This window comes from Micromonospora sp. CMU55-4, assembly GCF_011602315.1.
In the GTDB taxonomy this organism is placed as follows: Bacteria; Actinomycetota; Actinomycetes; order Mycobacteriales; family Micromonosporaceae; genus Micromonospora; species Micromonospora chalcea.
Map to the genome: position 1 here is coordinate 1 of NZ_JAAOLH010000013.1, position 25,678 is coordinate 25,678.

Consider the following 25,678-nt stretch of genomic DNA (forward strand, 5'->3'; position numbering starts at 1 on the left):
TATCGGAGGGGGGCTGACCCGAGGCGGCCGCCCCGCCGCAGGTCCGCACGCGCGATCTTGCACTTTGAGCCCTCGGAACGCCCGATTCGCCAGATTTATGGGGCACCCAAGTGCAAGATCGCGCGGGGCATCAGGAGCTAGGGGGCGGCAACCCGTCCCGAACTTCTGGGAACTTCGGCGATCTTGGAGTTGTGGTGCCTCGCATACCTCGTCAAACGGGCATCGTGGGCGCCACAACTCCAAGATCGATGGCGAGGTGAGGGCTGTCGTGCGGGGGCAGCCGGACTGGGCGACCCGGGTGCCGGATTCAGCCGGCCAAGGTGTGCGGGGGTGCCGCCACTTCGGGGAAGTGGAGTCGATCAAGCGGCTGAGGTCAGGCGGCGGGCCAGTCCTGGGAGGCCAGACGCGGCGAGACCGCCCCGGGTGGGGCGGCCTCGAGCCAGGACAGGAATCCGGTAACCGTGGAACGCGCCATGGCGATCTCGATCGGCGCGTGGTGGCTGGTACAGCGCAGGATCACCCACTCGGCCGGCATGGACATGCGCTCCTGGCCCTCGGGAAGCCGCCGTCGCTCGACCGCAAGCCCCTCGCGGGAGAGCACCCGCTTGGGGCGCAGCGCGAAGCTGAACATGCGGTACCAGCGGAGTTCGTCGCCGACGAAGCGACCGAATCCGGGTGACCAGCCGCGACCGTCGAGGATCGTGGAGACCCGCACGCTCAGCCGGATGGTGCCACCGCTACGTGTGAACAGGGCCCGCCGGATGAAGAGGATCAGAATGGCGACGACGACTACCGCTACGCCGATTCCGAACCCTTCGACGATCTCCATCGGCGGGTCTGCTCAGCGGGCCGGGGTGGCGGGGGTCGCGCTCTCGGCGAGCACCGTGACGCCCTCGCTGGTCACCGACAGGAAGCCGCCGGGCACGTCGAAGACGACCTGCTGGCCACCGGCCTGCTTGATGCGTACCTGGCTGGGCTCCGCGAGCTGGCCGAGCAGCGGCGCGTGCCCCGGCAACACACCGAGCTCACCCTCGGTCGTCCGTGCGACGACCATTTCGGCCTCGCCGGTCCAGACCTTCTCCTCGACGGCTACGAGCTCGACGTGAAGCTGCTGTGCCACGCTGTCTCCTTGCTGCGGCGGCGGATTGCCGAAAGTCTAGTCGCGCCCCCGCGGCCCACCCAACGCGGGTGGTGAGAGCCGGACCACCACGGCCCCGCACCCGCCCAGGCTACTTGGTTTTCTGAATGAAATCGGGGTGCTCCAGCAGGAAGGCATCGAGCTGTTCGGTGCGCAGGGCGGTGAAGAAGTCCTCCGCCGGTTCGAGCAGCCGCTCACCCCGGTACGCGCTGCCGGAGCCGATCGCCCCGCCGGGCAGCTTGATCGTCTCGATCGCGTTCGGACGGATGTCCTTCAGCGCCAGCCCGAAGTCCACCACGCTGTTGCCGCGCCCGTTGAAGACGAGCGACTTGCCGGCGGCCCGCAGCACCCGGTCGAGCTTGACCGGGTTGGTCACCACGTCGGCGCTGACCGCCTGGCTCGCCATGGCCTTGACGAACTGCTGCTGGTGCCGCTGCCGGCCGTAGTCACCGTCCGGCACGCCGTTCTTCGGGTAGCGCTGCCGGACGTAGTCCAGCGCCTGCCAGCCTTCGAGGTGGGCGTTGCCCTTCTTGTACACCGCCTGCGGTCCGAGGTAGCCGCCGCCACCGGGCCGGAGCTGGCGGGGCGTACCGTCCGGCTGGAGGTGTTCGGACCGGACCTCCCGCTCGATGTACATGTCCACGCCGCCCATGGCGTCGACGATCTTCTTGAAGCCGCTGAAGTTGATGATCGCGCCGGCGTCGAAGCGCTTGATGCCGGTGACGTCCTGCACGGTCTTGGCGAGCAGTTCGAAGCCCTGCGCGGTGCTGGGATTCTGCCCCGGTACGTTGCTGCCGTGCGACATGGCGGCGTTGAGCCGGTCGTTGCCGCCGGAGTAGTCGGCCTTGGCGAAGGCCGGGATGTCCACCCGCAGGTCGCGCGGGAGCGAGAAGAGGTAACCCCGGTCCATGCTGGCGGGCACGTGCAGCACCATGATCGAGTCGGCGAGCGGCCGGGCGGTCGACGTACGCGGGTCGACGCCGACGAGCAGGATGTTGAGCGGACCCTTGATGTCGCTCTTCTTCTCGTTGGCGCCGGCGGCCTGGTCACCGAAGAGGTCGGCCTTGCCGACCGAGCCCTCGTAGCGGGCGACGAGGGCGCGGGAGCCGAGCAGCACGGAGCCGCTGAGCACCACCATGACGATGCCCAGGATCGTGCACACGCGGGCCCAGCGGGGCACGCCTCGCCACATGGACCGCTTGCCGCGGTCCGTGCCGCCCTTACCGCCCACGAGCATCTCCAATCGTCACGCCCACGGGTAGGAAGACGGGCGCGGGGGTCCGTTTGGTTGCAGAGATCAACGGCCGGGATGTGAAAGTCGTGTCAGGAACGGTACCGCGCGATTCGGCGAACTGCTTGCCGGAGATCCGGGCATCTGGTAGTGCAATGGTCGGAAACGGCGAGGGCCGCCCCGGCTTTCGCCGGGACGGCCCTCCCCTGTGTGAGCGGGCTCTCAGCCCTCCTCACCCATCAGTTCCTTGGCCTTGGCCTTGAGGTCCTCCAGGCCGCCGCACATGAAGAACGCCTGCTCCGGGAAGTGGTCGAACTCCCCCTCGCTGATCCGGCGGAAGGCGTCGATGGTCTCGGCGATCGGGACCGTCGAGCCGGGGACGCCGGTGAACTGCTCCGCCGCGTACGTGTTCTGCGAGAGGAACCGCTCGATCCGGCGGGCGCGGCCGACGGTGAGCTTGTCCTCCTCGGAGAGCTCCTCGATACCGAGGATGGCGATGATGTCCTGCAGGTCCTTGTAGCGCTGCAGGATCCGCTTCACCTCGGTGGCGACGGCGAAGTGCTCCTCGCCGACGAACTCCGGGGCGAGAATCCGGGACGAGGACGCCAGCGGGTCCACGGCCGGGTAGATGCCCTTGTCGGAGATCGACCGCTCCAGGTTGGTGGTCGCGTCGAGGTGGGCGAACGTGGTGGCCGGCGCCGGGTCGGTGTAGTCGTCGGCGGGCACGTAGATCGCCTGCATCGAGGTGATGGCCTGGCCCCGGACGGAGGTGATCCGCTCCTGGAGCTCGCCCATCTCGTCGGCCAGGGTCGGCTGGTAACCCACGGCGCTCGGCATACGCCCGAGCAGCGTGGACACCTCGGAACCGGCCTGGGTGAAGCGGAAGATGTTGTCGATGAAGAGCAGCACCTCCTGCTTCTTCACGTCGCGGAAGTACTCCGCCATGGTGAGCGCGGAGAGCGCGACCCGCAGACGGGTGCCCGGCGGCTCGTCCATCTGGCCGTAGACGAGCGCGGTCTTGTCGATGACGCCCGACTCGGTCATCTCGGCGATGAGGTCGTTGCCCTCGCGGGTGCGCTCACCCACGCCGGCGAAGACCGAGGTACCACCGAAGTTCCGGGCCACGCGGGTGATCATCTCCTGAATGAGCACCGTCTTGCCCACGCCGGCGCCGCCGAACAGGCCGATCTTGCCGCCCTTGACGTACGGGGCGAGCAGGTCGATGACCTTGATGCCGGTCTCCAGCATCTCGGTCTTCGGCTCCAGGTCCGCGAAGGCCGGGGCCTTACGGTGGATGCCCCACCGGTCGTCGGCCTCGATCGTCTCGCCCTCGGTGAGGTTGAGGCACTCGCCGATCGCGTTGAACACGTGGCCCTTGACCGCGTCACCCACCGGCACGCTGATCGGTGCCCCGGTGTCACGCACGTCGGCGCCGCGGACCAGACCGTCGGTCGGCTGCATCGAGATGGCACGGACCAGGTTGTCACCCAGGTGCTGGGCGACCTCCAGGGTCAGCGTCTTCTCACCACCCGAGAGGGTCACGTCGACGTGCAGAGCGTTGAACAGCTCCGGCATGGCGTCGCGCGGGAACTCGGCGTCGACGACCGGGCCGATGACCCGGACCACGCGACCCGTGGCCGTCTTGGTCTCAACTGCGGATACAGTCATCACACTTCACTTCCCGACGCGGCCAGCGCGTTCGCGCCGCCGACGATCTCACTGATCTCCTGGGTGATCCCGGCCTGACGGGCCGAGTTCATCTCGCGCGTGTACTTCTCGATCATCTCTTCGGCGTTGTCGGTGGCGCTCTTCATCGCCCGCCGGCGGGCGGCCGACTCGCTCGCCGCCGACTCCAGCAACGCCGCGAAGATCCGCGTGTTGATGTACTTCGGCAGCAGGGCGTCGAGCAGCGACTCCGGCTCCGGCTCGAACTCGTACGCCGGCAGCGCGCCCTCGGTCCGAGGCCGGTCCTCGACCTGCATCGGGCCGATGATCCGGGTCACCGGGTTCTGCGTCATCAGGGACTTGAACTCGGTGTAGACGATGTGCAGCTCGTCCACGCCGAGGATCCCGTCGGCGCCGGCATCCCCGTCCACGTCGTCCGCGCCGGCGGTGAACGCCTTGATCAGCGTGTCACCGACCTCGCGGGCGTCGGCGAACGTCGGCTGCTCCGAGAAGCCGGTCCAGCTTCCGGCGATCTGCCGGCTGCGGAACCGGTAGTACGCCACGCCCTTGCGGCCGATGACGTAGAGCACCGGCTCCTTGCCGTCGGCGCGCAGCCGGGCGATCAGCGACTCGGCGGTCCGGATCGCGTTCGAGCTGTAGCCGCCGGCCAGACCCCGGTCGGCCGTCACCAGCAGGACGCCCGCCCGCCGCACCCGCTCGCGCGGGGTGAGCAGCGGGTGGTCGATCCGCGCGTTCGAGGCCAGCGCCGTCAGCACGCCGGTGATCGCCTCGGCGTACGGCAGCGAGGCCGCCACCTTGGCCTGGGCCTTGGCGATGCGGCTCGTCGCGACGAGCTCCATCGCCTTGGTGATCTTCTTCATCCCCTTGGCGGAACGGATCCGCTGCCGGAGAACGCGTACCTGGGCGGCCATCGGATCAGCTCTCGGCCGGGCGGTCGGCGCCGTCGCGCAGGCGGGTCACCGTCTCGCGGGACTGCTCACCCTCCAGCGGCTTGGCCGGCGCCTCGTTGATCCGGACCTCCTCCTCCTTGCCCAGGAAGAGCTGCTTGAACTCGGTGATCGCCGAGTCGAGCGAGGCGATGATGTCGTCGTCCCACTTGTGGTCCGCGATCGAGGCCAGGACGCCCTCGTGCTTGTGCCGCAGGTACTGCAGGAACTCCGACTCGAAGCGGCGGACCTCGCCGACCGGGACGTCGTCCAGCTTGCCCTCGGTGCCGGCCCAGACGGAGACGACCTGCTCCTGCACCGGGTACGGCGAGTAGTTCGGCTGCTTGAGCAGCTCGACCAGGCGGGAACCGCGGTCCAGCTGGGCGCGGGAGGCCCGGTCCAGGTCGGAGGCGAAGGCGGCGAACGCCTCCAGCTCGCGGTACTGGGCCAGGTTCAGCCGCAGCGAGCCGGCGACCTTCTTCATCGGCTTCACCTGCGCGGCGCCACCGACCCGGGAGACCGAGGTGCCGACGTTGATGGCCGGCCGGACGCCCTGGTTGAACAGGTCGGTCTCGAGGAAGATCTGGCCGTCGGTGATGGAGATGACGTTGGTCGGGATGAACGCCGAGATGTCGTTCGCCTTGGTCTCGATGATCGGCAGGCCGGTCATCGAGCCGCCACCCAGCTCGTCGGAGAGCTTGGCGCAGCGCTCCAGCAGACGCGAGTGCAGGTAGAAGACGTCACCCGGGTAGGCCTCACGGCCCGGCGGGCGGCGCAGCAGCAGCGACACGGCCCGGTACGCCTCGGCCTGCTTGCTCAGGTCGTCGAAGACGATCAGGACGTGCTTGCCGCCGTACATCCAGTGCTGCCCGATGGACGAGCCGGTGTACGGGGCGAGGTACTTGAAGCCGGCCGGGTCGGAGGCCGGGGAGGCGACGATGGTGGTGTACTCCATCGCGCCCGCCTCCTCCAGCGTCCCCTTGATGGAGGCGATGGTGGAGGCCTTCTGGCCGATCGCGACGTAGATGCAGCGGACCTGCTTCTTCGGGTCGCCGGAGCGCCAGTTCTCGCGCTGGTTGAGGATGGTGTCCAGCGCGACGGTGGTCTTGCCGGTCTTCCGGTCACCGATGATCAGCTGACGCTGACCGCGGCCGATCGGGGTCATCGCGTCGATGGCCTTGATGCCGGTCTGCAGCGGCTCGTCGACCGACTTGCGGGACATCACGTTCGGGGCCTGGAGCTCCAGCTCGCGGTAGCCCTCGTTGGCGATGTCGCCGAGGCCGTCGATGGGCTCGCCGAGCGCGTTGACCACGCGGCCGAGGAACGCGTCACCGATCGGCACGGAGAGCACCCGGCCGGTGCGCTTGACGCGCTGGCCCTCTTCGATCCCGCCGAAGTCACCGAGGACGACGACACCGATCTCCCGGACGTCGAGGTTCAGCGCCACACCGAGCGTGCCGTCCTCGAACTCCAGGAGCTCGTTGGTCATGGTCGAGGGGAGGCCCTCGACGTGGGCGATGCCGTCGCCGGCGTCGGCGACGGTGCCGACCTCCTCGCGGGAGACGTCGGCCGTGTAGGAGGAGACGTAGCGCTCCAGGGCGCCGCGGATCTCCTCCGTCGAGATGGTCAGCTCGGCCATCCTCTGCTTCCTTAAGTATCTCAGGGCCCGGGATACCTGGTACCGACCGGTCCGGTGGCGACGAATCAGGGCTCAGCGCTTGGCGAGCGCGTTGCGGGTCTCGTTGAGGCGGCGCAGGACGGTGCCGTCGTACAGGTCGGAGCCGACCTGTACGCGCGCCCCGCCGAGTACGTCGGGGTCGACCGTCTGCTTGACGGAGACCTCCCGACCGTACATCTCCGAGAGGCGGGCACCGAGGCGTCGCTCCTCCTCCTCGGTCAGCGGAGCCGCCACGGTCACGTACGCGACCTGACGGTCCCGCCGGTCGGCGGCGAGCTCGACCAGCCGGGTGAGCGCACCGGTGAAGGAGCGTCCACCGAAACCAGCGAGCGCGGCCTCGACGAGGCTGACGGTGACCGGCTGGGCCTTGCCGGCGAGCAGCTGCCGGGCCAGTTCGGCCCGCCGCTCGACCGACGCCATCGGGTCGGAGAGCGTGTTGGACAGCTCGGCGGAACCGGAGACGACCTGCCCGAAGCGGAACAGCTCGTCCTCGACCTCGCCCAGGTCGCCGGACAGGTCGGCGCTGGCCAGCAGCGCCTCCACGCCGAGGCGCTCGACACCGTCGAGCAGCTCGGACGGGGCCGACCAGCGGCCGGACACCATCGACGCGAGCAGGTCGAGCGCTTCCGCGCCGACCCGGCCGCGCAGCATGTCGCCGAGCAGGCCGGAGCGGTCGGCGCCGGCCCGGGCCGGGTCGGAGAGCGCCCGGCGCAGCCGCGGCTCACGCCGCAGCAGGGCGGCGACGGAGAGGATGTCGTCGGCGGTGGCAGCCACCGCCGACGGCTCCGCGCCGCGGACGTACGCGTCGAGGCGCTCGGCCCCGGCCCGGTACGACTCCCGGCTGGCGGCCTGCATCAGCGGGCCCCCGTGCTCTCGAGACCGCTCAGGAACCGGTCGACGGTGCCCTTGCGACGCGCCTCGTCGGCGAGCGACTCACCGACGATCTTGCTGGCCAGGTCCACCGCGATGGTGCCCACCTCGGTACGCAGCTCGCGCACGATGGTGGCCCGCTCGGCGGCGAGCTGCTCCTTGCCGGCGGCGATGATCCGATCGGACTCCTCACGCGCCTTGGCGAGGATGTCCTGGCGGATCCCGTCGGCGTCGGCCCGTGCGTCGTCGCGGATCTTGGCGGCGTCGGTACGCGCCTCCGCGAGCTGGGCCCGGTACTGCTCGAGCAGCTTGTTCGCCTCGGCCTGGGCCGCCTCGGCGCGCTTGATGCCACCCTCGATCGCGTCGACCCGCGCCTGGTACATCGCCTCCATGCGGGGCATGACGAACTTCAGCAGGACGAAGACGAGCAGGGCGAAGGAGATCGTTCCGACGACCATCTCCTGCCAGATCGGCAAGATCGGATTGTGCGCGCCTTCGGCGGCGAGATACATGTCAGACCTCCGGATCGGGAGAGCTCGCGTCAGCTAACGGCGAAGGCGAGCACCAGGCCGAACAGCGCCAGCGCCTCGACCAGGGCGAAGCCCAGCACCAGCCAGGTGCGGTTGTAGCCGGCCGACTCGGGCTGGCGGGCGCTCGACTGGATGTAGGCCGCGAAGACCAGGGCCACACCGATACCGGGGCCGATGGCGGCGAGGCCGTAGCCGATGGTGTTGACGTTGCCACCGATCTCGGCAAGAACGTTCATTGCGGGTATTCCTCCTAGTTCACACGTGAGGGCTCACGTGTACGCGGTCGGTACCAGATGCTTGGCCGGGCCGGGTGCCCGCCGAGCCGGATCTCAGTGCTCGTCGGCCAGCGACGTGCCGATGTAGTTGGCGCTCAGCGTGACGAAGACGTATGCCTGCAGCACCGCCACCAGCGCCTCGAAGAAGGCCATCACGATCGCCATCGCGAAGGAGAAGACCGAGGTCGCCTGCACGAAGACGCTGCTCGACCCGAGCATCACGAAGCCGCCGACGGTGAAGACCAGCAGGAGCAGGTGGCCGGCGAACATGTTGGCGAAGAGTCGCAGTGCCAGGGTGACCGGCCGGACGACGAAGTTCTGCAGGAACTCGATCGGAATCAGCAGGAAGTGCATCGGCCACGGCACGCCGGGCAGGATGAGGCTCTGCTTGAGGTACTTGCCGAGGCCGTGCTTGCGGACGCCGACGTAGTTGTACATGACGTACGAGATGGCGGCGAGCACGATCGGGAACGCGATGTGCGAGTTCGGCGAGATCTGCAGGCCGGGCACGATGCTGAAGATGTTTGTCAGCAGGATGAAGCTGAACAGCACGGTGAGGTAGGGCGCGAAGCGGATGCCCGCGTTGCCCATCTGCTCACGGGCGATGTTGTCCCGGACCAGCCCGTAGACGGCCTCGGCGGCCCACTGGCCCTTGCCCGGCACCAGCTTCGGCTTCCGGTACGCGGCCACGAAGAAGATGATCAGCAGCGCGACGGCGATCCAGATCATGATGCTGAACTTGGTGACCCAGGGGCCGGCCACGTCCGGCGGGTAGAAATCCCCGACGCTGGGGGGCCAGGGAAGGTCCTGGGCGACGACCAGCTGTCCGCTCACCGTGTCATCCTCCGCACTCAACAGACCCGCGTGTGCCGGAACTCAGGCACTGAGCCTCTTCATGATCAGGTAGATCGCCCCGGCCGCGCCGAGCATCATGCCGACGGCGACCCCGATGCCGGCTGGCAGACCGAGGAACCGTTCCGCCAACCAGCCGAGGCCACCCCACACCAGAATGCCGGCGAGCAGGTAACCCACGACGGCGCCTGCCACACCCTCCGACGAGTGCTCGTCGGACTTGTGGGAGTGGGGGTCATCGGCCATGACGTGGCGAACAATATCAGCAGGGGCGCGCGGGGATGTGCGGCACCCCCCACACTGCGGACAGCGTGCGGGCCGTACTGCGGGCGCGTCAACCTGGCGCCACGTTACTCCTGTCGCGCCCGTCAGGGCACCCGCCGTACCGGACACGATTCAGCAAAGTCACTCGCTGTCGTCGCGACGCTCGAATGTGGGCAGCGGTGATCTCATCGCCCAGGTCAGGTGGGCACCGGTCCACGCCACCACGGCCGCGATGATCGCCACGCCCATGTCCGGCAGGCCGGGCCAGCCGGTGGCCGCCACGGCGGCCATCACCACGCCCAGGATCACGATCTTGGTGGCGTAGGTGACCAGCCCGACCGACATGATCATCCGAGGGTGGATGGCGTCCGCCCAGGCGACCGAGAGGCTGGAGATCAGGTAGCTGACGATCACCAGCGCCACCCCGGCCGCGAAGCCGGCCGCCCCGGTCGGGCCGCGCAGCAGCGCCGCCGCCGGCACCCCCACCACCGCGAGGGCCGCGCACGCCAGCAACGGTAGCCGCAGGTGGTTCAGCCGGGACCGGATCGCGCCGGGCTCACCCGCCCGTGGCGCCGTCATCGGGGGTACGCCGGGAAGGCGGCGACCAGCTCGGCGACCTCGCGGGCCACCCCGGCAAGCGCGTCGGCGCCTCCGGGGGCGCCGGGATCGGTGCGTACCGCGCGCGCGATCAGCCCGGCGATCCGGCCCATCTCCCCCTCGCGCATGCCCTGGGTGGTGACGCTCGGCGTACCCACCCGGATGCCGGAGGCGACGAGCGGCGGCTGCGGGTCGTACGGGATCGCGTTCTTGTTCAGCGTGATGCCGGCGGCGTCGCAGCGGGCCTCGGCCTCGGCGCCGGTCACGCCCGTCTCACGCAGGTCGAGCAGCGCCAGGTGGGTGTCGGTGCCGCCGGAGACCGGCCGCAGGCCGTCGGCGGCCAGGCCGTCGGCGAGCGCCCGCGCGTTCGTCACCACCTGGGCGGCGTACGTGCGGAACTCCGGCTGCGCGGCCTCGCGCAGCGCGACCGCCTTGGCCGCCACCGCGTGCATCAGCGGGCCGCCCTGGGTGAACGGGAAGACCGCCTTGTCGATCCGCGCGGCCAGCGGCTCCCGGCAGAGGATCATGCCGCCGCGCGGACCGCGCAGCACCTTGTGCGTGGTCGCGGTGACCACGTCGGCGTGCGGCACCGGGGACGGGATCGCGCCGCCGGCCACCAGGCCGACGAAGTGGGCGGCGTCCACCATCAGGTACGCGCCGACCTCGTCGGCGATCTCGCGGAAGCGAGCGAAGTCGATGAGCCGGGGGTACGCGGTCGCGCCACAGATGATCAGCTTCGGCCGGTGCGCCCGGGCCAGGTCGCGTACCTCGTCGTAGTCGATCGTCTCGGTGTCCGGCCGGACGGTGTAGCCGACCGGGTGGAACCACTTGCCGGAGAAGTTCACCCGGCTGCCGTGGGTCAGGTGCCCGCCGTGCGGCAGGTCCATGGCCAGCACCGTGTCACCGGGCTGCACCAGGGCGGCGTACGCGGCCAGGTTGGCGCTCGCCCCGGAGTGCGGCTGGAGGTTGGCGTGCTCGGCGCCGAACAGGTCCTTCGCCCGGGCGATGCCCAGCTCCTCGGCCCGGTCCACCTCGGCGCAGCCGCCGTAGTAGCGCCGGCCCGGGTAGCCCTCGGCGTACTTGTTGGTGAGCGTGGAACCGAGCGCGGCCAGCACCGCGGGCGAGGTGAGGTTCTCGCTGGCGATCAGTTGCAGACCGCCGCGCAGCCGGTCCAGCTCCCCCAGCACCACCTCGGCGATCTCCGGGTCGACGGTACTGAGCTGCTGGAAGTCCGGCCCCCAGAAGGTGTCCCTCGCGTTCTCCACAGCGAAGGAGTCTACGGAGCCGCAGACTGGAGGCCGTGAGATGCCTCGTCACCGGCGCGACCGGCTACATCGGCGGGCGCCTGGCGCCCCGGCTGCTGGCCGAGGGACACACCGTACGCTGCCTGGCCCGCACGGCCGGGCGGCTGCGAGACGTGCCCTGGGCGGCCGACGCGGAGATCGTCGAGGGCGACCTGCGCCGCCCGGAGACGCTGCCGTCCGCGTTCGAGGGCGTGGAGGTCGCGTACTACCTGGTCCACTCGCTCGGCCAGCGCGGCTTCGAGGCGGCCGACCGGGAGGCGGCGACCAACTTCGCCGAGGCGGCGCGCGCCGCCGGCGTACGCCGGATCGTGTACCTCGGCGGGCCGGAGCCGGCGGAGCGTGACGGCCTGCCCTCGGCGCACCTGCGCTCCCGGGCGGAGGTCGCGCGGATCCTGCTGGACAGCGGCGTGCCGACGGCGGTGCTGCGCGCCGCGGTGATCATCGGATCCGGCTCGGCCTCGTTCGAGATGCTGCGGTACCTGACCGAGCGGCTGCCGGCGATGGTCACCCCGCGCTGGGTGCGCAACCGGATCCAGCCGATCGCGGTCCGGGACGTGCTGCGCTACCTGGTCGGCTGCGCGCACCTGCCGGCCGAGGTGAACCGGGCCTTCGACATCGGCGGCCCGGACGTGCTGACCTTCAGCGAGATGATGCAGCGCTACGCCCGGGTGGCCGGGCTGCGGCCCCGGGTCATCCTGCCGGTGCGCCCGCTCACCCCGTCGCTGTCCTCGCACTGGGTCGGCCTGATCACGCCGGTGCCGAACGCGATCGCCCGGCCGCTGGTGGAGAGCCTGGTGCACGAGGCGGTGGCGCACGAGCACGACATCGCCGAGTACGTGCCGGACCCGCCCGAGGGGCTGACCGGCTTCGACCAGGCGGTGGCGCTGGCGCTGTCCAAGGTGCGCGACGCGCAGGTGGAGACGCGCTGGTCGAACGCGAGCGGGCCGGACGCGCCGGCCGAGCCGCTGCCGTCGGACCCGCGCTGGTCCGGCGGCACCGCGTACACCGACATGCGGGAGCGGGCGGTGGACGCGCCACCGGAGGCGCTGTGGCGGGTCATCGAGGGCGTCGGCGGCGAGCACGGCTGGTACTCGTTCCCGCTGGCCTGGTCGGTCCGCGGCTGGATGGACCGGCTGGTCGGCGGCGTCGGGCTGCGCCGGGGGCGGCGTGACCCGCATCGCCTCCAGGTCGGTGAGGCGCTGGACTTCTGGCGGGTCGAGGAGATCGTCCCGGGCGAGCTGCTGCGGCTGCGCGCCGAGATGCGGCTGCCCGGCCGGGCGTGGCTGGAGATGCGCGCCGAACCGGACGGTAACGGCGGCAGCAGGTACGTGCAGCGTGCCGTGTTCCTCCCGCGCGGCCTGCCCGGCCATCTCTACTGGGCCTCGGTGGCCCCGTTCCACGCCGTCGTCTTCGGCGGCATGGCCCGCAACATCGCCAAGGGCGCCGAACACCCGGCCGGTTAGGCGGGAGAGTCGCCCCGCAGTGCGGGGCCGAGGAGCAGTCCCCCGTCGATGACGTACTCGGCGCCGGTGATGAAGGCCGCGTCCGGCGACGTGAGGAACAACAGCAGCGCGGTGATGTCGGCGGGCTGCCCGAGTCGCGGGACGGCGAACGGCTCCGGCGAGTAGAAGTCGGCGATCGGGGCGTCGCTGCCGGCCGCCGGCTCGGTGATGAACGGAGTCTCGATCACGCCGGGGTGGATCGCGTTGACGCGGATGTTGTCGCGACCCAGCTCCAGGGCGGCGGTCCGGGTGAGCCCACGCACCGCCCACTTACCGGCGACGTAGGGCGCGTAGAGGGCGGTACCGCCCATCCCCATGGTGGAGCCGATGTTGACGATCGCTCCTCCCCCCGCGCGACGCAGCGCCGGGGCGGCCGCCTTGATGCCGAGGAAAGTGCCGGTGAGGTTGACGTCGAGGATACGAGCCCAGGTGGCCCGGTCGGTGGACTCGATGAGGGCCGGCGGGTTCTGCACCCCGGCGTTGTTGACCAGGATCGTGAGCGCGCCGAATGCCTTCTCGGTCTCCGCGACGGCGGCGACCCACGACTCCTCCCGGGAGACGTCCAGGCGGACGGACCGCGCCCGGTGTCCCAGCTCGGCGGCGAGGCCGGCGCCCCGCTGGGCGTCGATGGCGCCGATGACGACGTTGGCGCCCTCGGCGTGCAGGGCGCGAACGTGGCTGGCCCCCTGCCCACCGGTGCCGCCGGTGACGAGAACTGTCTGATTGGCGAAGCGGGACATCGGATCCTCCGGTGACGCGAGACGGATGGCGAGTCGGGCGACTCACCATGCCGACGCTACGCCCTGGGCGAATGGTGAGTCAACCCACTCGCCTCGCTATGATGGCCGCATGACCCCAGCGCCGTCGGCCTATCACCAGCGTGTGGCGGAGGAGAAGCGCGCGCTGATCGTGCAGGCCGCCACCGAGCTCTTCCTGGAGTTGGGCTACGACCGGGCCTCACTGGCGCGTGTGGCCGCCAGTGCCGGCGTGTCGAAGGCGACGCTGTTCAAGCAGTTTCCGACGAAGGCGGCTCTGTTCGACGCCATCGTCATCGACTCCTGGGCCCGCAACGAGGTCGCCGACGTGCCACCTGCCGGTGACCTGACGGCCGGATTGACGGTCCTCGGACGGCACTACGCGACGCTGTTGAGCCGGCCGGAGATGACCGACCTGTTCCGCATCGTGATCGCCGAGCTGCCACGCTTTCCCGAGCTGGCCAGAGCACATTTCGCGCAGGGCAAACTGCCGTACTTCGAGTCCGTCCGGATCTACCTCTCGGCCGAGCACGACGCGGGAGCCGCGGACGTCGCCGACCCGGAGATGGCCGCCACGCACTTCCTCGGGATGATCTCCAATTACCTGCTCTGGCCGCGCCTGGTCCTCCCGGACTGGACGGTCACCCCGGACCGCACGACAGCGGTCGTCGACGAAGCCGTCCGAACCATGGTCGCGCGATACGGCAGGCCGGCGAGCTGACCCTCAGTTGCCGGTGCGCGGGCTGGTGTGCTGGAAGGCGACCGCCTGGCCCGGCGGGACGAAGTCGCGTACCGGCTCGTCGCGCAACGCCCACGCGAGGATGCGGCCCACCGCGGCGATCTGCCGCTTCTGCACGCCGCCGCCGACCGCGTCCCGGGGGTCGTCCGGGTTCGCCGCGATCGTCGCCACCGAGAGCTGCGGCGTGAACGCGACGACCGTCTCCGTGGCGTTCCGCTCCGAGCTGCCGGTCTTGCCGGCCACCGGACGGCGCAGGCCCGGAGCCAGCTCCTCGGCCGTGCCGCCGTCGCAACGCCGGTACATCGACTGGTCGCCGACCGGGCAGCGGCTGGCGTCGGCCGCCGCGCGGGCGACCTCGGTGTCGAGCACCTGCCGGCAGTCGGTGTTCCCGGCGGGGATCTTCCGGCCGGACGGGTCGGTGATCGAGGTGACCGGCGTGGGCCGGCACCAGGTGCCCTCGGCGGCCACCGCGGCGTACGCGCCGGCCAGGTCGAGCGGCGTGGTGGCGGAGACGCCGAGCGTGAACGGGCCCCAGCTCTTCGCGCCGTCGTGGGCCATCTTCGCGTCGGCCGGAGCGCGGAACACGATGCCCAGCCGCTGGGCCATCTCGACCACCCGGTCCGCGCCGACCCGCTCGGTGAGCCAGGCGAAGTACGTGTTCACCGACCGGCCGAACGCGTCCCACATGTCCCGGTCGCCGTCCATCCAGTAGGTGTTGGCGTTCGCCGGGCACCACCGGCCGCCGCAGCTCGCCGGGCCGGCGCCGACCGGGTACTGCGTGACGTAGACGCGCGGCGCGTCGAACACCGTGTCCAGCGGCAGCCCGGACTCCAACGCGGCCAGCAGGGCGAACAGCTTGAACGTCGAGCCCGCCTGGTAGCCGGTGATGCCGCCACCGCCGGCCACCAGCTGGTTGACCGTGTTCGGGTAGTTCTGCTGACCGTCCGGGTTCGCGGCCACGCCGTACGTGCGGTTCACCGCCATCGCCAGCACCCGCCCGGTGCCCGGTTGCACCACAGCGGTCGGCGCGGCGCGCGCGATCGTCTCCGGGTAGATCTCCCGCACCTGCTCGCTCGCCTTGGCCTGCACGTCCGGGTCGAGCGAGGACACGATCGACCAGCCACCGCGGCGCAGCGTGCGCTGCCGCTCGTCCACCGTCTCGCCGAACGCCGGCTGGGCGTTCCACCACTGGGTGAACCAGTCGCAGAAGAAGCCCCAGTCGTTGTGGTCGGCGGGCACCGCGGCGCAGTCGTTCGGGGTGGTGTTGGGCGCCAGCGCCAGCTCCGCCGCCTTCGCCGCCTCGGCGTCGGCCGCGCTCGCCCGGCCGGTCTCCACCATCCGGTCCAGCACGTACGCCCGCCGTTGCCGGGCCGAATCGGCGTCGCCGTTGATCGGGTCGTCCGCCGGGGACCGGACCAGCCCGGCGAGCAGCGCGGCCTGGGCCAGCGTGAGCCGGTCCGGTGTGGTGGAGAAGTAGCGCTTGCTGGCGGCGGCGATGCCGTACGCCCCGGCGCCGAAGTACGCGATGTTCAGGTAGCGCCCGAGGATCTCGTCCTTGCCGATCTGCCGTTCCAGCGTCAGCGCGTACCGCATCTCGCGGATCTTGCGCCCGACGGTGATCTCGGTGGCGGCGGCGCGCTGCTCCTCGGTCAGCCGGGGGTCCCCGGCCAGCGCGTTGCGCACGTACTGCATGGTCAGCGTGGAGGCGCCCTGGCGGGTGCCCTCGCGGCGGTTGGCGGTGAACGCCCGCGCGACGCCGCGCACGTCGACGCCGTGGTGCTCGTAGAAGCGCACGTCCTCGGCGGCCACGATGGCGTCGCGCATCACCGGCGCCACCTCGGCGACCGGCACGTCCACCCGGTCCTCGACGTAGAACGAGGTGATGAGCGTCCGCCCGTCGTTGGCGTACAGGTTGGACCGCTGTGCCGGCTGCGGCGTCTTGAGCGCTTCCGGCAGCGCGGTGTACGGCATCAGGTTCTTCAGGCCCAGCCCGAAGACCAGCGCGGCCGGCAGCGCCGCGACGGCCAGGACCAGCCCGGCGAGCACGCCGGCGAGCACAACGGTGAACAGTTTGTCGAGATAGGCCCGGTTCATCAGCTCTCCCCGCAGGAGCCGGCCGTACGGACCAGTTCAGAATGACCCGAATGTTCGCTTTAGCCGACACCTTCCGAGAAAGGCGCAGAAAGTTCGCGAGGAAGGATGAATCTCAGGGCAACAGCGCGGCAGCCAACGGCTGCACCGTCTCCTCGATCTCGTCCGCGACCCGGCTGAAGCACTGGTCGCCCCGGCCCCACGGGTCGTCCAGATCGTCGGTGGGCAGCGCGGAGGCGTTCTGCCGGGCCGCGTCGACAGCCGCCACGAGCGCGACGCCGCGCGCGTACACGGCGTCCGGCGTGGGCTCGGCCGGCGGCAGCGCAGCGCGGTCCAGCCCGCCGAGCAGACGGCCGAACTCACCCAGCACGAACGTGCGCGCGGCGGCGTCCGGCCGCAGCGCCACCACGTACTCCTGCTGGTCGGCGGTTGCGGTGAGCACCAGGTCGGCGGCGTCGATCAGGTCCGAGCGCAGCCGCCGGGCGGCGAACCCCTCGGTGTCGCCGCCGCGCGAGAGCACCTGGCGGGCGGCGGGCGGGTTCATCTCCTCGCCCGCGTGCCAGCCGCCGGTGCCGGCGCTGTGGCTGTGCACGAGCGCGTCCGAACCGGCCGGGTCGACGCCGAGGCGGGCCAGCCGCTCCCGGACCGCGAGCAGCAGCAGCCGCTCGGCCATCGGCGACCGGCAGATGTTGCCCATGCAGACGTGCAGGACGGTGAAGGGCGGCACTCAGATCCCCCGCTCGTCGAGGATGCCCGGCACGACCTCCCGCAGCTTCGCCAGCGTCACCGCGCCCTCACGCAGCACCCGCGGCACCTCGCCGGTCAGGTCGACGATCGTGCTCGGCACCGGGTCCACCGCCGGCCCGGCCTCCAGGTAGGCCCGCACGCCGTAGCCGAGCTGGTCGCGCGCCTCCTCGGCGGTGAGCGCGGCCGGCTGGCCGACCTTGTTGGCCGACGCGACGGCCATCGGCCCGGTCTCCCGCAGCACCTCCAGCGCCACCGGGTGCAGCGGCATCCGCACCGCCACCGTCCCGCTGGTGTCGCCCAGGTCCCAGGCCAGGCTCGGCGAGTGCTCCACGACGATGGTCAGCGCGCCCGGCCAGAACGCCTCGACCAGGTCGCGGGCCGCGCCGGGCAGCGAGAACACCAGGCCGTCGAGCGTGTGCCGGGAGCCGATGAGCACCGGGGGCGCCTGCCGGGCGCCGCCCTTGGTGTCCGCCAGGGCCTTCACCGCGTACGGCGTGAACGCGTCCGCCCCGATGCCGTAGACCGTGTCGGTCGGCAGGACGACGAGTTCCCCGTTCTTGACCGCCTCGATGGCAGCGGCGATGCCGCGGTCCCGGTCGGCGGGCGACCGACAGTCGTAGAGCATCACGAGGAGTCAGTCTGCCACGCCCGGGCGGTCTCGGCGTGGGTGCCGTCCGCCCGCCGGGACGCGCTCGCCCAACGGGGCCGCCCGGCCAGGTCCCGGTGCTCCTCGACGCGGTCGTAGCGGCCGTCGCCGCGCAGCAGCGCGGGCACCGCCGCCGCGTGCGTGTCGTCGTGCTCGATCCCGATCGCGCCGCCCGGGCGCAGCAGCTCGGCGGCCCGGCGCACCACCGGGCGGATCACGTCCAGCCCGTCCGCCCCGCCGAACACCGCCTCGTCCGGGTCGTGCCCGGCCACCTCCGGCGGCACCGCCACCGACCTCGGCACGTACGGGGGGTTGCACAGCAGCACGTCGACCCGCCCGGCCAGGCCGGCCAGCAGCTCCGGACCGGTCACGTCGGCGGCCACCACCTCGACCGGCCGGTCCCCGGCGGCAGCCCGGTCGGCCGCGTTGCGCCGCAGCCAGGCCAGCGCGGCCGGGGACCGTTCCACAGCCACCACCCGGGCCGCGGGCACCTCCTGCGCCACCGCCAGGGCGATCGCGCCGGAGCCGCTGCACAGGTCGACCACGAGCGGCGCGGCGTGCTCCCGGGCCCGCTCGATCCCCCACCCGGCCAGCAGTTCGGTCTCCGGCCGGGGCACGAACACGCCCGGCCCGACCGCCAGCTCCAGGTGCCGGAAACCGGCCGAGCCGAGCAGGTGCTGCAACGGCTCCCGGGTCACCCGCCGCCCGACCAGGGCGTCCAGGCGGTCACGCTGCGCCGGGGTGAAACCGTCGGCCAGCGCCAGCCGGCCACGTGGCACGTCCAGGACGTACGCGGCCAGCTGCTCGGCCTCGGCTCGGGGCGCCTCGACGCCCGCCGCGGCGAGCGCGCGCGCCACCCGGTTGATCACCAGCGAGGCGCGTTCGCGTTCTGTCCCTTCGGACGGGTGTTGCGGGAGTGCGGTCACGCAATAATCATGAGGCGTCGCGGCTCACCTCACGAGCGGGTGCGTCCGGGCGCACACCGCAGGGAGGTCGCGAGTGGGCTGGCTCGACCAGGTCGAGGACCAGGTTGACGCTCTCCGACGCGCACGGTCACTGCAGGAGGCCAGCCGGTCCGCGGAGGCGTGCGTCCTGCTCGACCGCGTCATCCGCACCACCGGCGACCCGTACGCCCGCGCCGACGCGCTCGTGCAGCGCCTGTCCGCGCTGATCAACCTCGGCCGGACCGCCGAGTTCACCCGGGCCGTCGAGGACGCCTCCGCCGCGGTACGCGACCTCGCCGAGCCCTACCTGCACGGGCACCTCAACGCGCTCGCCGCGCTCGCCGCCCACCACCAGGGGGCGCTGGACCGGTGCGTGATGCACCTGGTCCGGGCCGCCCGCGCGCTGGGCGCCGACGACACGCCGGACCGGGACACCGCGTGGGGCTGGCACGACCTCGCGATGGCGTACTCGTACCTGAGCTTCCACGGCCACGCTCTGGGCGCGATCGAGCGGGCCCGCGAGGTGGGGCTCAGCGCCGGCATCCCGGAGGAGACGTTCGCCGCGCCGGGGATCCGGCTGCGCAACGCGGTGGCGCTGGACCACAACGGCGACAGCGACGGCTGCCTGCGGGTGCTGCGCGACGTCGCCGGTGACCTGGCCCGCTTCCTGCGCGGCGGGCGGGCCGGCAACCTGCGCCCCAGCAGCCTCGCCGCGTACGGCTACGCGGCGGCCCGGCGGGCCGCGCTCGGCGACCGGGTGGAGTCCGCCGGAGACGCCGACCCGAAACGGCTGCTCGGCCACGGCGGCGACAGCGCCCGCGCCCGCGACCTGCGCCAGCTCGGTCAGGTCTGCCTGGCCGTCGCCGCCAACCGCCCGATCGAGGCGGTCACCCGGCTGGACGCGCTCCAGGTCTCCGACGAGACGCTCGGCGCGGCCGAGGCGCCCCGGCTGCGCAGCGTCGCGCTTGCAAGGGCCGGCGACCACGCGGGCGCGCACCGGGCCGACCGGCACGCGTTCCGGCTGGCCGCGCGGCGCAGCGACCGGCTGCGGGACGTCTACATCGACGGCATCGCCGCCCGGATCGACCACGAGGAGATGCGCCGCGAGGCGGCCCGCTACGAGGGCGAGGCGCTCACCGACCCGCTCACCGGCCTGCCCAACCGGCGCCGGCTGGAGCGCTACCTGGGGGCCGTGGTGTCCCGGGGCGAGCGCGTGGTGATCGGGGTCTGCGACCTCGACGGGTTCAAGGCGGTGAACACCCGCCACGGCCACCACTCCGGTGACCTGGTGCTGCAACGGGTCGCCGGGGTGATCAACCGGGTGATGCGGCGGGGCGACTTCGTGGCCCGCTACGGCGGCGACGAGTTCGTCGTGGTGCTGCCCGACACCGTCATGCCGGAGGCGGTCGAGGTGGCCCGGCGGATCGAGGCCGCCGTCCGCACCGAGGACTGGGAGTCCCTGGTCCCGGGCACCCCGGTCGGGGTGACGATCGGTTTCGCCGAGGTCGACGGCAGCACCACTGTCAGCGTCCGGGAGGCGCTCGGCACCGCGTTCGAGCTGGCCGACCGGGAGATGCTGCGCGCCAAGGCGCGACCACGCGCGAGCTGAGCGGTAAGGAAGGGCCCCCTGTTAACGCCTCCGGTAGAGGAAGGGCCCCCTGTTAACACCCAGCGGTCAGCGGCGGGACAGCTCCGTCTCGCCGGCCAGGCGGGCCGCGCGGTCCGCCTCGGCCAGCGCGTCGAGCACCCCGTCCAGCTCGCCGGCCAGCGCCAGGTCCAGGTTGTACGCGGTGTAGCCGATGCGGTGGTCGGTGATCCGGTTCTGCGGGAAGTTGTAGGTGCGGATCCGCTCGGACCGGTCCACGGTGCGGACCTGCGCCTTGCGGGCGTCCGACGCCGCCGCGTCGGCCTGCTCCTGGGCCGCGGCGAGCAGCCGGGCCCGCAGGATGCGCATGGCCTGCTCGCGGTTCTGCAGCTGCGACTTCTCGTTCTGGCAGGACACCACGATGCCGGTCGGCACGTGGGTGATCCGTACCGCCGAGTCGGTGGTGTTCACCGACTGCCCGCCGGGGCCGGACGAGCGGAACACGTCGATGCGCAGCTCGTTCGGGTCGATGGTGACGTCGACGTCCTCCGCCTCGGGCAGCACCAGCACGCCGGCGGCGCTGGTGTGGATCCGGCCCTGCGACTCGGTCACCGGGACGCGCTGCACCCGGTGCACGCCGCCCTCCCACTTGAGCCGGGACCAGACCCCGTTGCCGCCCTCCGGCACGCCCTTGCTCTTGATCGCCAGCGACACGTCCTTGACGCCGCCGAGGTCGGAGTCCTGGGCGTCGATCACCTCGGTGACCCAGCCGTGCCGCTCGGCGTACCTGGTGTACATCCGCAGCAGGTCCCCGGCGAACAGCGCCGACTCCTCGCCGCCCTCGCCGGCCTTGATCTCGACGATCACGTCCTTGGCGTCGTGCGGGTCGCGCGGGATGAGCAGTTCCGCGAGCCGTTCCTCGAGCGCCGGCAGGGAGCTGGCGATGGCCTCCGCCTCGGTGGCGAACGTCGGGTCCTCGGCGGCCAGCTCGCGCGCGGCGGCCAGGTCGGCGCGGGCCTGCTCCAGTTCGCCGGCCGCCTTGTGCAGCGGGACCAGTTCGGCGTACCGGCGGCCGACCCGCCGGGCGGTGCCCTGGTCGGCGTGGATGGCCGGGTCGGCCAGCCGCCGCTCCAGCTCGGCGTACTCGTCGAGGAGGGCGGCGAGGCGCTCACTGCTCATGCTGCGGATGCTCCTTGGGTGTGAAAACCGGCGCAAACGGACGAACGCCCGTGCCCGGCAGGAGCCGGACACGGGCGTCGTCGACGGAGCTACTTGGCCTTCTTGCCCTGAACCTTGGCGTACTTCTGCTGGAACTTCGCGACCCGACCGGCGGTGTCCAGCACGCGCTGCTTACCGGTGTAGAACGGGTGGCAGGCGCTGCAGGTCTCGACGCTGATGGCGCCGCCCTTGGCGGTGCTGCGGGTCGTGAAGGTGTTGCCGCAGGAGCAGCGGACCTCGGTGGTCACGTACTCCGGGTGGATGTTGGGCTTCATGTCGCCTCGGTCCTTTCGTCGGTGGTCGCCGGGTCGCCGTCGATGCTCCCCGTCGTCCGCGACGGGCTCGGGCGTGAACCGGAACCGGTGGCCGATTGACCAGTCTGCCACGGGCGTCTTCCACCCGGCACAGGAGGTCCGCCACCCGCAACGCCCGCCCACACTCCCGCATTCCCACCCCCACGCCCCCCACCCTGCTGATCATGAACTTGGCGGCAATTCCTGTCGCTTTTGTCGAGGTCAACTTCATGATCAACGGAGCGAGCGGCGGAGCGAGGCGGGGGGCGGGGGCCGGGGGCGGGGCTCCTCCCCCAGGATGAGGAGCCCCGGCCTCCGGGTCAGGCGGCGGGGGCGCGGACCGCTGCGGCCGTGGTGACAGTCGTCTCGGCCTTCACGCCGTTGACGGTCACCGCCAGCAGCACCTGCGCCCCCGGGCGCAGCGCGGTCAGCCGGCCGGTGGCCGGGTCGAACCGGGCCACGTGCCACGGCCGTACGCCCGTCGCGCCGCCGATGTGCAGGTTCGGCGAACCGGACCAGTCGGCGCTGACCGGCGCCGCCACCGGCACCTGCCGGCCGCTGGGCTGGGTGAGCGTGGCCGTGACGTCCACCGGCGAACCCTGGCGCACCTGCGCGGGCGCGGTCAGCGCGAGCCGGTCGACGTGGGCGTGCATCTCCGCGCTCACCCACGTCGGGCCCTCGGCCAGCGGGTCGCGGCGGGCCCGCTCGGCCTCCCCCGGCGTCACCGGGTCCACCCCGAACTCGGTCCAGCCGGTGAACCCGCCGAGCGCGGCCGGGGTCGACGGGTCCTTGCCCGAGTTGCCGTTGATCACGTACGGCACGCCGTCCACCCGGTCGGCGTGGAACGTGCCGACGTGCCCGTTGACCATCAGCGCGCCCTTGCCGGTGCGGTGCTGGAAGTCGGCCAGCCACTGCTCGACCAGCGCCGCCTCCTTCCGGTCGCCGAGCTGGCTGGCCTTGGCCGGGCTCGGGTCGCGCGGCGGGTGGTGGAACAGCACCGCCACCGAGCCCACCGAGCGGTCGCCGGCGGCCTGGTCGAGCGTCCGGCGCAGCAGCTCCACCTGGTCGAACCCGCCGCCGCGCAGCGAGCCGGTGGCCGTGCTGAGCGTGAGGAACCGGGTGCCCCGGTGATCGAAGACGCGCGAGGTGTCCCCGAAGACGCTGCGGAAGTTGTCGATCGGCGCGCCCATGATCTCGTGGTTGCCGGGCACGTAGTGATACGGCACCTCGCCGCCCAGCTCCTCGTCCAGGATGCGCTTGGCCAGCGCGAAGTCCGCCGGGTAGGCGGTGTCCACGAAGTCGCCGTTGATGATCAGGAAGTCCGGCCGGGCGGCGCGGACCTCGCGCAGCGTACGGCGGGCCTGGGCGACCAGGTCGCTGTCCGGGTTCGCGGCGACGAACTGGGCGTCGGAGAGCACCGCGAAGCGCCAGGGCGCTCCGTCCACTGTGCCGTCGCGCAGCACCACCCGGTCGGTGCGGTTCGGCTCCGGCGGCGCCTGCACGTCCGGCGGTACCCGGGCCACCAGGTCGTCGATCACGACCTCGCTGCGGTACTGCTTGGCCGGGTCGGTCTCGGCCACGTAGAACCGGCGCACCCGCACCGGGTACTGCACGCCCGGCGGTACGGCGAACTCGACGTACTTCCAACCGGTCCAGTCCAGGTACGGGCCGCGCAGCACGAACTGGGTGTCCTGCGCGTCGTGCAGGTGCAGGCTGGGCCACTCGCCGGTGCCGTTGGCCTTGATCCACATGCCGAACGCCTGCGGCTGGCCCGGTACGTCGATCCACGCGGGCGGGTCGGCGTACGCGGCCCGGGTGCCGGTGGACTGGCTGAAGTCGTACGACATCCGCAGCCCGCTCCCGGTGTGCCCCTCGGCCGGTGCGACCGACCCGGAGGCGCGGGCCTGGCTGAACTTCCAGGACGCCGCGTCGTCGAACCCGGCCACCGGCACGTCGGTGAGCCCGACGGTCACCGGCAGGACCGTGCTGTGGTTGCCGACCCGTGCGGTGACCAGCGCCGAGCCGGTCGCGGCGAGCGCTTTGACGGACAGGTTGCCGTCGGCGGTGGGGGTGACGGAGAGCAGGTCCCTGTCGTACTCCAGCTTCAGGTCGGCCGGCTCGATCGGCGCGGTGTTGCCCTCGGCGTCGTAGCCGACCACGCCGAACAGGCCGCTGTCACCGGCGCGGTCCAGGCCGACCCGGTCGACGGTGCCGTCGATCCGCTGCAGCGGGCCGAGCACCGTCAGCTCGATGGTGCCGCGGGCCCGGCCGCGGGCGGCGGTGACGGTGCTGCGGCCGGGGACGGCGGCCCGGAACACGCCGTCGCCGTCGACCCGTCCGTGGGTGGCGTGCCAGCGCGGCTCGCCGGCGGCTGGGCCGTACGTCTCGTCGTATCCGGCGGCGGTGAGCCGGCGGGTGAGGCCGGGGAAGACCCGGTCCGGCCGGCCGCCGCGCACCGGTGCGACGCCCGGCGCGGCGGTCGGGTCGCTGGCGGTCTCCAGCCAGTAGCCGGTGAGCCGGCCGCTGCCCTTCGGGGCGTAGACGGCGAGCCCGTTCGGTACCGGCCGCTCGCTGCCGTCGGACGGGCTGTTCTCCACCTGGACCGTGGCCGCGCCCGGCTCCCGGGCGAGCAGCGTGGAGGAGCCGCCGCCGTCGAGGTTGAGCGCGTTCGCGGCGCCCAGCTCGGCCATCATGCGGCCCATCTCGGTCTGCGTGACGCCCCGGCTGTCCACCTGCCGGCCGTCCACAGTCATCATGATCATCTTGCGTCCGTCGGCGGAGAAACCGACAGCGGTGCGCGGGGCCAGCGACGCGTCGGCGATGGTCTGCACCACGCCGTCGCGGACCAGCACGTTGCCGCCGCCCACGGCGGCGCGCAGGTCACCGCCGTCGGAGGCCCGCGGCCGCCAGGTCACGTCCACCGCGTCGCCGGGCCGCAGCGCGGCGAGCGCGTCGGCACCGGCCTCGCGGCCCAGCAGCACGGTGCTGCCGGCCGGGATCGGCCCCTCGCCCGCCGTGGTGGCCACGCTCGCCACCCGGCCGCCGGTCAGCGTCACCTCGACGGTCCGGGCCGCGCCCTCCACGGCCCGCTTGCGGGTGTACGAGCCCCAGAGCGGCGTGAACACGCCCACGCCGTCGCGCTGCACCATGTTGTTGAACTGGGTGAGCGGCACCGGGCCGGCGGGCAGCGTCGCGGCGCCCTCGAAGCCGACCTCGACCACCCGGCCGATGCCCTGCGCGCTGATGCCCACCGCGTTGGGGTGCCCGGCGATCGGCGACTGCACCAGTTCGCCGGAGCGGATGCCGACGCCCTGGGCGGCGCCGGAGTTGTTGATGTCGAAGAAGTCTCCGTTGACCGCCGCGACCGCGCGGGACCGGTCCACCGCGGCGCGCAGCGGCTCGTCCCTGGTCACCTCGCCGGAGTTCACGTAGTCCACCGTCAGCCCGCCGCCCAGGTCGGCGGTGAGCGCGTCGGCGCGCAGCCAGCCGGCCGCGTCGTACCTGTCGAAGGAGGTCAGGCTCAGGCCGGGCGCGACCGGCCGGGTGCTCTTGGCGGTCTCCAGGCCGCCGGCCGGCTCCACACCGGCGAGCGCGACGGCGGGGTCGGGGCGGGACGAGGCGCGTGGCGCGTCCTCGGCGGCGGTGGCGGCCGGCGGCGCGACGGGCGACGGCCCGGCGGCCGTCGCGGCGGACGGCGTCGGCGCGGTGATGGTCAGCAACGGCGTCAGCAGCAGGACGCCGGCGAGGCGGGCGGGTCGACTGCGGGTTCGCATGGACGACAGTCAACCCGACGATGAACAGAAGTTT

Annotated in this window: 24 protein-coding genes; 3 read left to right on the plus strand and 21 right to left on the minus strand. The window is 72.1% G+C overall.

The window, feature by feature from the left end:
• Positions 1–373 precede the first annotated feature (373 nt).
• From HA073_RS21560 to glyA, 13 genes are all read right to left on the minus strand, one after another.
• Complete coding sequence (locus HA073_RS21560) at positions 374–829, minus strand: DUF2550 domain-containing protein (RefSeq protein ID WP_043328663.1); 456 nt, start codon at positions 827–829, stop codon at positions 374–376.
• 12 nt (positions 830–841) lie between these two features.
• On the minus strand, positions 842–1,120 hold the full coding sequence (locus tag HA073_RS21565; RefSeq protein ID WP_043328661.1) for a F0F1 ATP synthase subunit epsilon: 279 nt from the start codon (positions 1,118–1,120) through the stop codon (positions 842–844).
• 109 nt (positions 1,121–1,229) lie between these two features.
• A complete protein-coding gene (locus HA073_RS21570; protein WP_043328659.1) occupies positions 1,230–2,375 on the minus strand; it encodes an LCP family protein in 1,146 nt (381 codons plus the stop codon).
• 216 nt (positions 2,376–2,591) lie between these two features.
• A complete protein-coding gene (atpD, locus tag HA073_RS21575; protein ID WP_043328657.1) occupies positions 2,592–4,037 on the minus strand; it encodes a F0F1 ATP synthase subunit beta in 1,446 nt (481 codons plus the stop codon).
• Positions 4,037–4,966, minus strand: coding sequence for a F0F1 ATP synthase subunit gamma (locus HA073_RS21580; RefSeq protein ID WP_030504728.1), 930 nt, complete (start codon positions 4,964–4,966; stop codon positions 4,037–4,039). Before HA073_RS21580 ends, atpD begins: the two co-directional genes overlap by 1 nt.
• A 4-nt stretch (positions 4,967–4,970) precedes the next feature.
• Positions 4,971–6,620 carry a F0F1 ATP synthase subunit alpha gene (gene atpA, locus HA073_RS21585; protein ID WP_064447833.1) on the minus strand — a complete coding sequence of 550 codons (1,650 nt, stop codon included), beginning with the start codon at positions 6,618–6,620 and terminating at the stop codon, positions 4,971–4,973.
• 72 nt (positions 6,621–6,692) lie between these two features.
• A complete protein-coding gene (locus tag HA073_RS21590) occupies positions 6,693–7,514 on the minus strand; it encodes a F0F1 ATP synthase subunit delta (protein ID WP_030504730.1) in 822 nt (273 codons plus the stop codon).
• On the minus strand, positions 7,514–8,041 hold the full coding sequence (locus HA073_RS21595) for a F0F1 ATP synthase subunit B (RefSeq protein ID WP_030504731.1): 528 nt from the start codon (positions 8,039–8,041) through the stop codon (positions 7,514–7,516). The genes HA073_RS21590 and HA073_RS21595 overlap by 1 nt, the downstream gene beginning before the upstream one ends.
• Positions 8,042–8,070: 29 nt before the next feature.
• A complete protein-coding gene (gene atpE / locus HA073_RS21600) occupies positions 8,071–8,295 on the minus strand; it encodes an ATP synthase F0 subunit C (RefSeq protein ID WP_018789141.1) in 225 nt (74 codons plus the stop codon).
• A gap of 93 nt (positions 8,296–8,388) precedes the next feature.
• Complete coding sequence (atpB, locus tag HA073_RS21605) at positions 8,389–9,168, minus strand: F0F1 ATP synthase subunit A (protein WP_043328655.1); 780 nt, start codon at positions 9,166–9,168, stop codon at positions 8,389–8,391.
• Positions 9,169–9,210: 42 nt separating this feature from the next.
• Complete coding sequence (locus tag HA073_RS21610) at positions 9,211–9,432, minus strand: hypothetical protein (protein ID WP_030504733.1); 222 nt, start codon at positions 9,430–9,432, stop codon at positions 9,211–9,213.
• Positions 9,433–9,591: 159 nt separating this feature from the next.
• A complete protein-coding gene (locus HA073_RS21615) occupies positions 9,592–10,029 on the minus strand; it encodes a hypothetical protein (protein ID WP_064447834.1) in 438 nt (145 codons plus the stop codon).
• Entirely contained in the window at positions 10,026–11,312 is a 1,287-nt protein-coding gene (gene glyA, locus HA073_RS21620) for a serine hydroxymethyltransferase (RefSeq protein WP_166457169.1), read from the minus strand. Before glyA ends, HA073_RS21615 begins: the two co-directional genes overlap by 4 nt.
• Before the next feature lie 35 nt (positions 11,313–11,347).
• On the opposite strand from glyA, the gene HA073_RS21625 reads away from it, so the two are divergent.
• The gene (locus HA073_RS21625; protein WP_166457170.1) at positions 11,348–12,814 is read left to right on the plus strand and encodes an SDR family oxidoreductase; all 1,467 of its coding nucleotides are present in this window, start codon (positions 11,348–11,350) and stop codon (positions 12,812–12,814) included.
• On the opposite strand, the gene HA073_RS21630 is transcribed toward HA073_RS21625, so the two are convergent.
• Entirely contained in the window at positions 12,811–13,593 is a 783-nt protein-coding gene (locus HA073_RS21630; protein WP_064447837.1) for an SDR family NAD(P)-dependent oxidoreductase, read from the minus strand. The genes HA073_RS21625 and HA073_RS21630 overlap by 4 nt on opposite strands.
• 109 nt (positions 13,594–13,702) lie before the next feature.
• Between HA073_RS21630 and HA073_RS21635 the strand changes: the two genes are divergently transcribed.
• Positions 13,703–14,329: a TetR/AcrR family transcriptional regulator gene (locus tag HA073_RS21635; RefSeq protein WP_043328643.1), complete on the plus strand. Its 627-nt coding sequence runs from the start codon at positions 13,703–13,705 to the stop codon at positions 14,327–14,329.
• Positions 14,330–14,332: 3 nt separating this feature from the next.
• Here the strand turns inward: HA073_RS21635 and HA073_RS21640 are convergent, their stop codons facing one another.
• From HA073_RS21640 to prmC, 4 genes are all read right to left on the minus strand, one after another.
• Positions 14,333–16,441, minus strand: coding sequence for a transglycosylase domain-containing protein (locus tag HA073_RS21640; protein ID WP_064447838.1), 2,109 nt, complete (start codon positions 16,439–16,441; stop codon positions 14,333–14,335).
• A gap of 112 nt (positions 16,442–16,553) precedes the next feature.
• Complete coding sequence (locus tag HA073_RS21645; protein WP_043328639.1) at positions 16,554–17,165, minus strand: phosphotyrosine protein phosphatase; 612 nt, start codon at positions 17,163–17,165, stop codon at positions 16,554–16,556.
• A complete protein-coding gene (locus tag HA073_RS21650; RefSeq protein ID WP_043330966.1) occupies positions 17,166–17,810 on the minus strand; it encodes an L-threonylcarbamoyladenylate synthase in 645 nt (214 codons plus the stop codon). It lies immediately after the preceding gene.
• Positions 17,810–18,700 (minus strand): peptide chain release factor N(5)-glutamine methyltransferase, encoded by an 891-nt coding sequence (gene prmC / locus HA073_RS21655; protein ID WP_043328636.1) that lies wholly within the window; start codon positions 18,698–18,700, stop codon positions 17,810–17,812. The genes HA073_RS21650 and prmC overlap by 1 nt, the downstream gene beginning before the upstream one ends.
• Positions 18,701–18,830: 130 nt before the next feature.
• Between prmC and HA073_RS21660 the strand changes: the two genes are divergently transcribed.
• Positions 18,831–20,384 (plus strand): diguanylate cyclase, encoded by a 1,554-nt coding sequence (locus tag HA073_RS21660; RefSeq protein WP_064447839.1) that lies wholly within the window; start codon positions 18,831–18,833, stop codon positions 20,382–20,384.
• Between the two features lie 66 nt (positions 20,385–20,450).
• Here the strand turns inward: HA073_RS21660 and prfA are convergent, their stop codons facing one another.
• The 3 genes from prfA to HA073_RS21675 form a co-directional block, all read right to left on the minus strand.
• Complete coding sequence (gene prfA / locus HA073_RS21665; protein ID WP_043328634.1) at positions 20,451–21,539, minus strand: peptide chain release factor 1; 1,089 nt, start codon at positions 21,537–21,539, stop codon at positions 20,451–20,453.
• 89 nt (positions 21,540–21,628) lie between these two features.
• Positions 21,629–21,853 (minus strand): 50S ribosomal protein L31, encoded by a 225-nt coding sequence (rpmE, locus tag HA073_RS21670; RefSeq protein ID WP_030504744.1) that lies wholly within the window; start codon positions 21,851–21,853, stop codon positions 21,629–21,631.
• A gap of 338 nt (positions 21,854–22,191) precedes the next feature.
• Positions 22,192–25,644 carry a phosphodiester glycosidase family protein gene (locus HA073_RS21675; RefSeq protein WP_166457171.1) on the minus strand — a complete coding sequence of 1,151 codons (3,453 nt, stop codon included), beginning with the start codon at positions 25,642–25,644 and terminating at the stop codon, positions 22,192–22,194.
• Positions 25,645–25,678 lie beyond the last annotated feature (34 nt).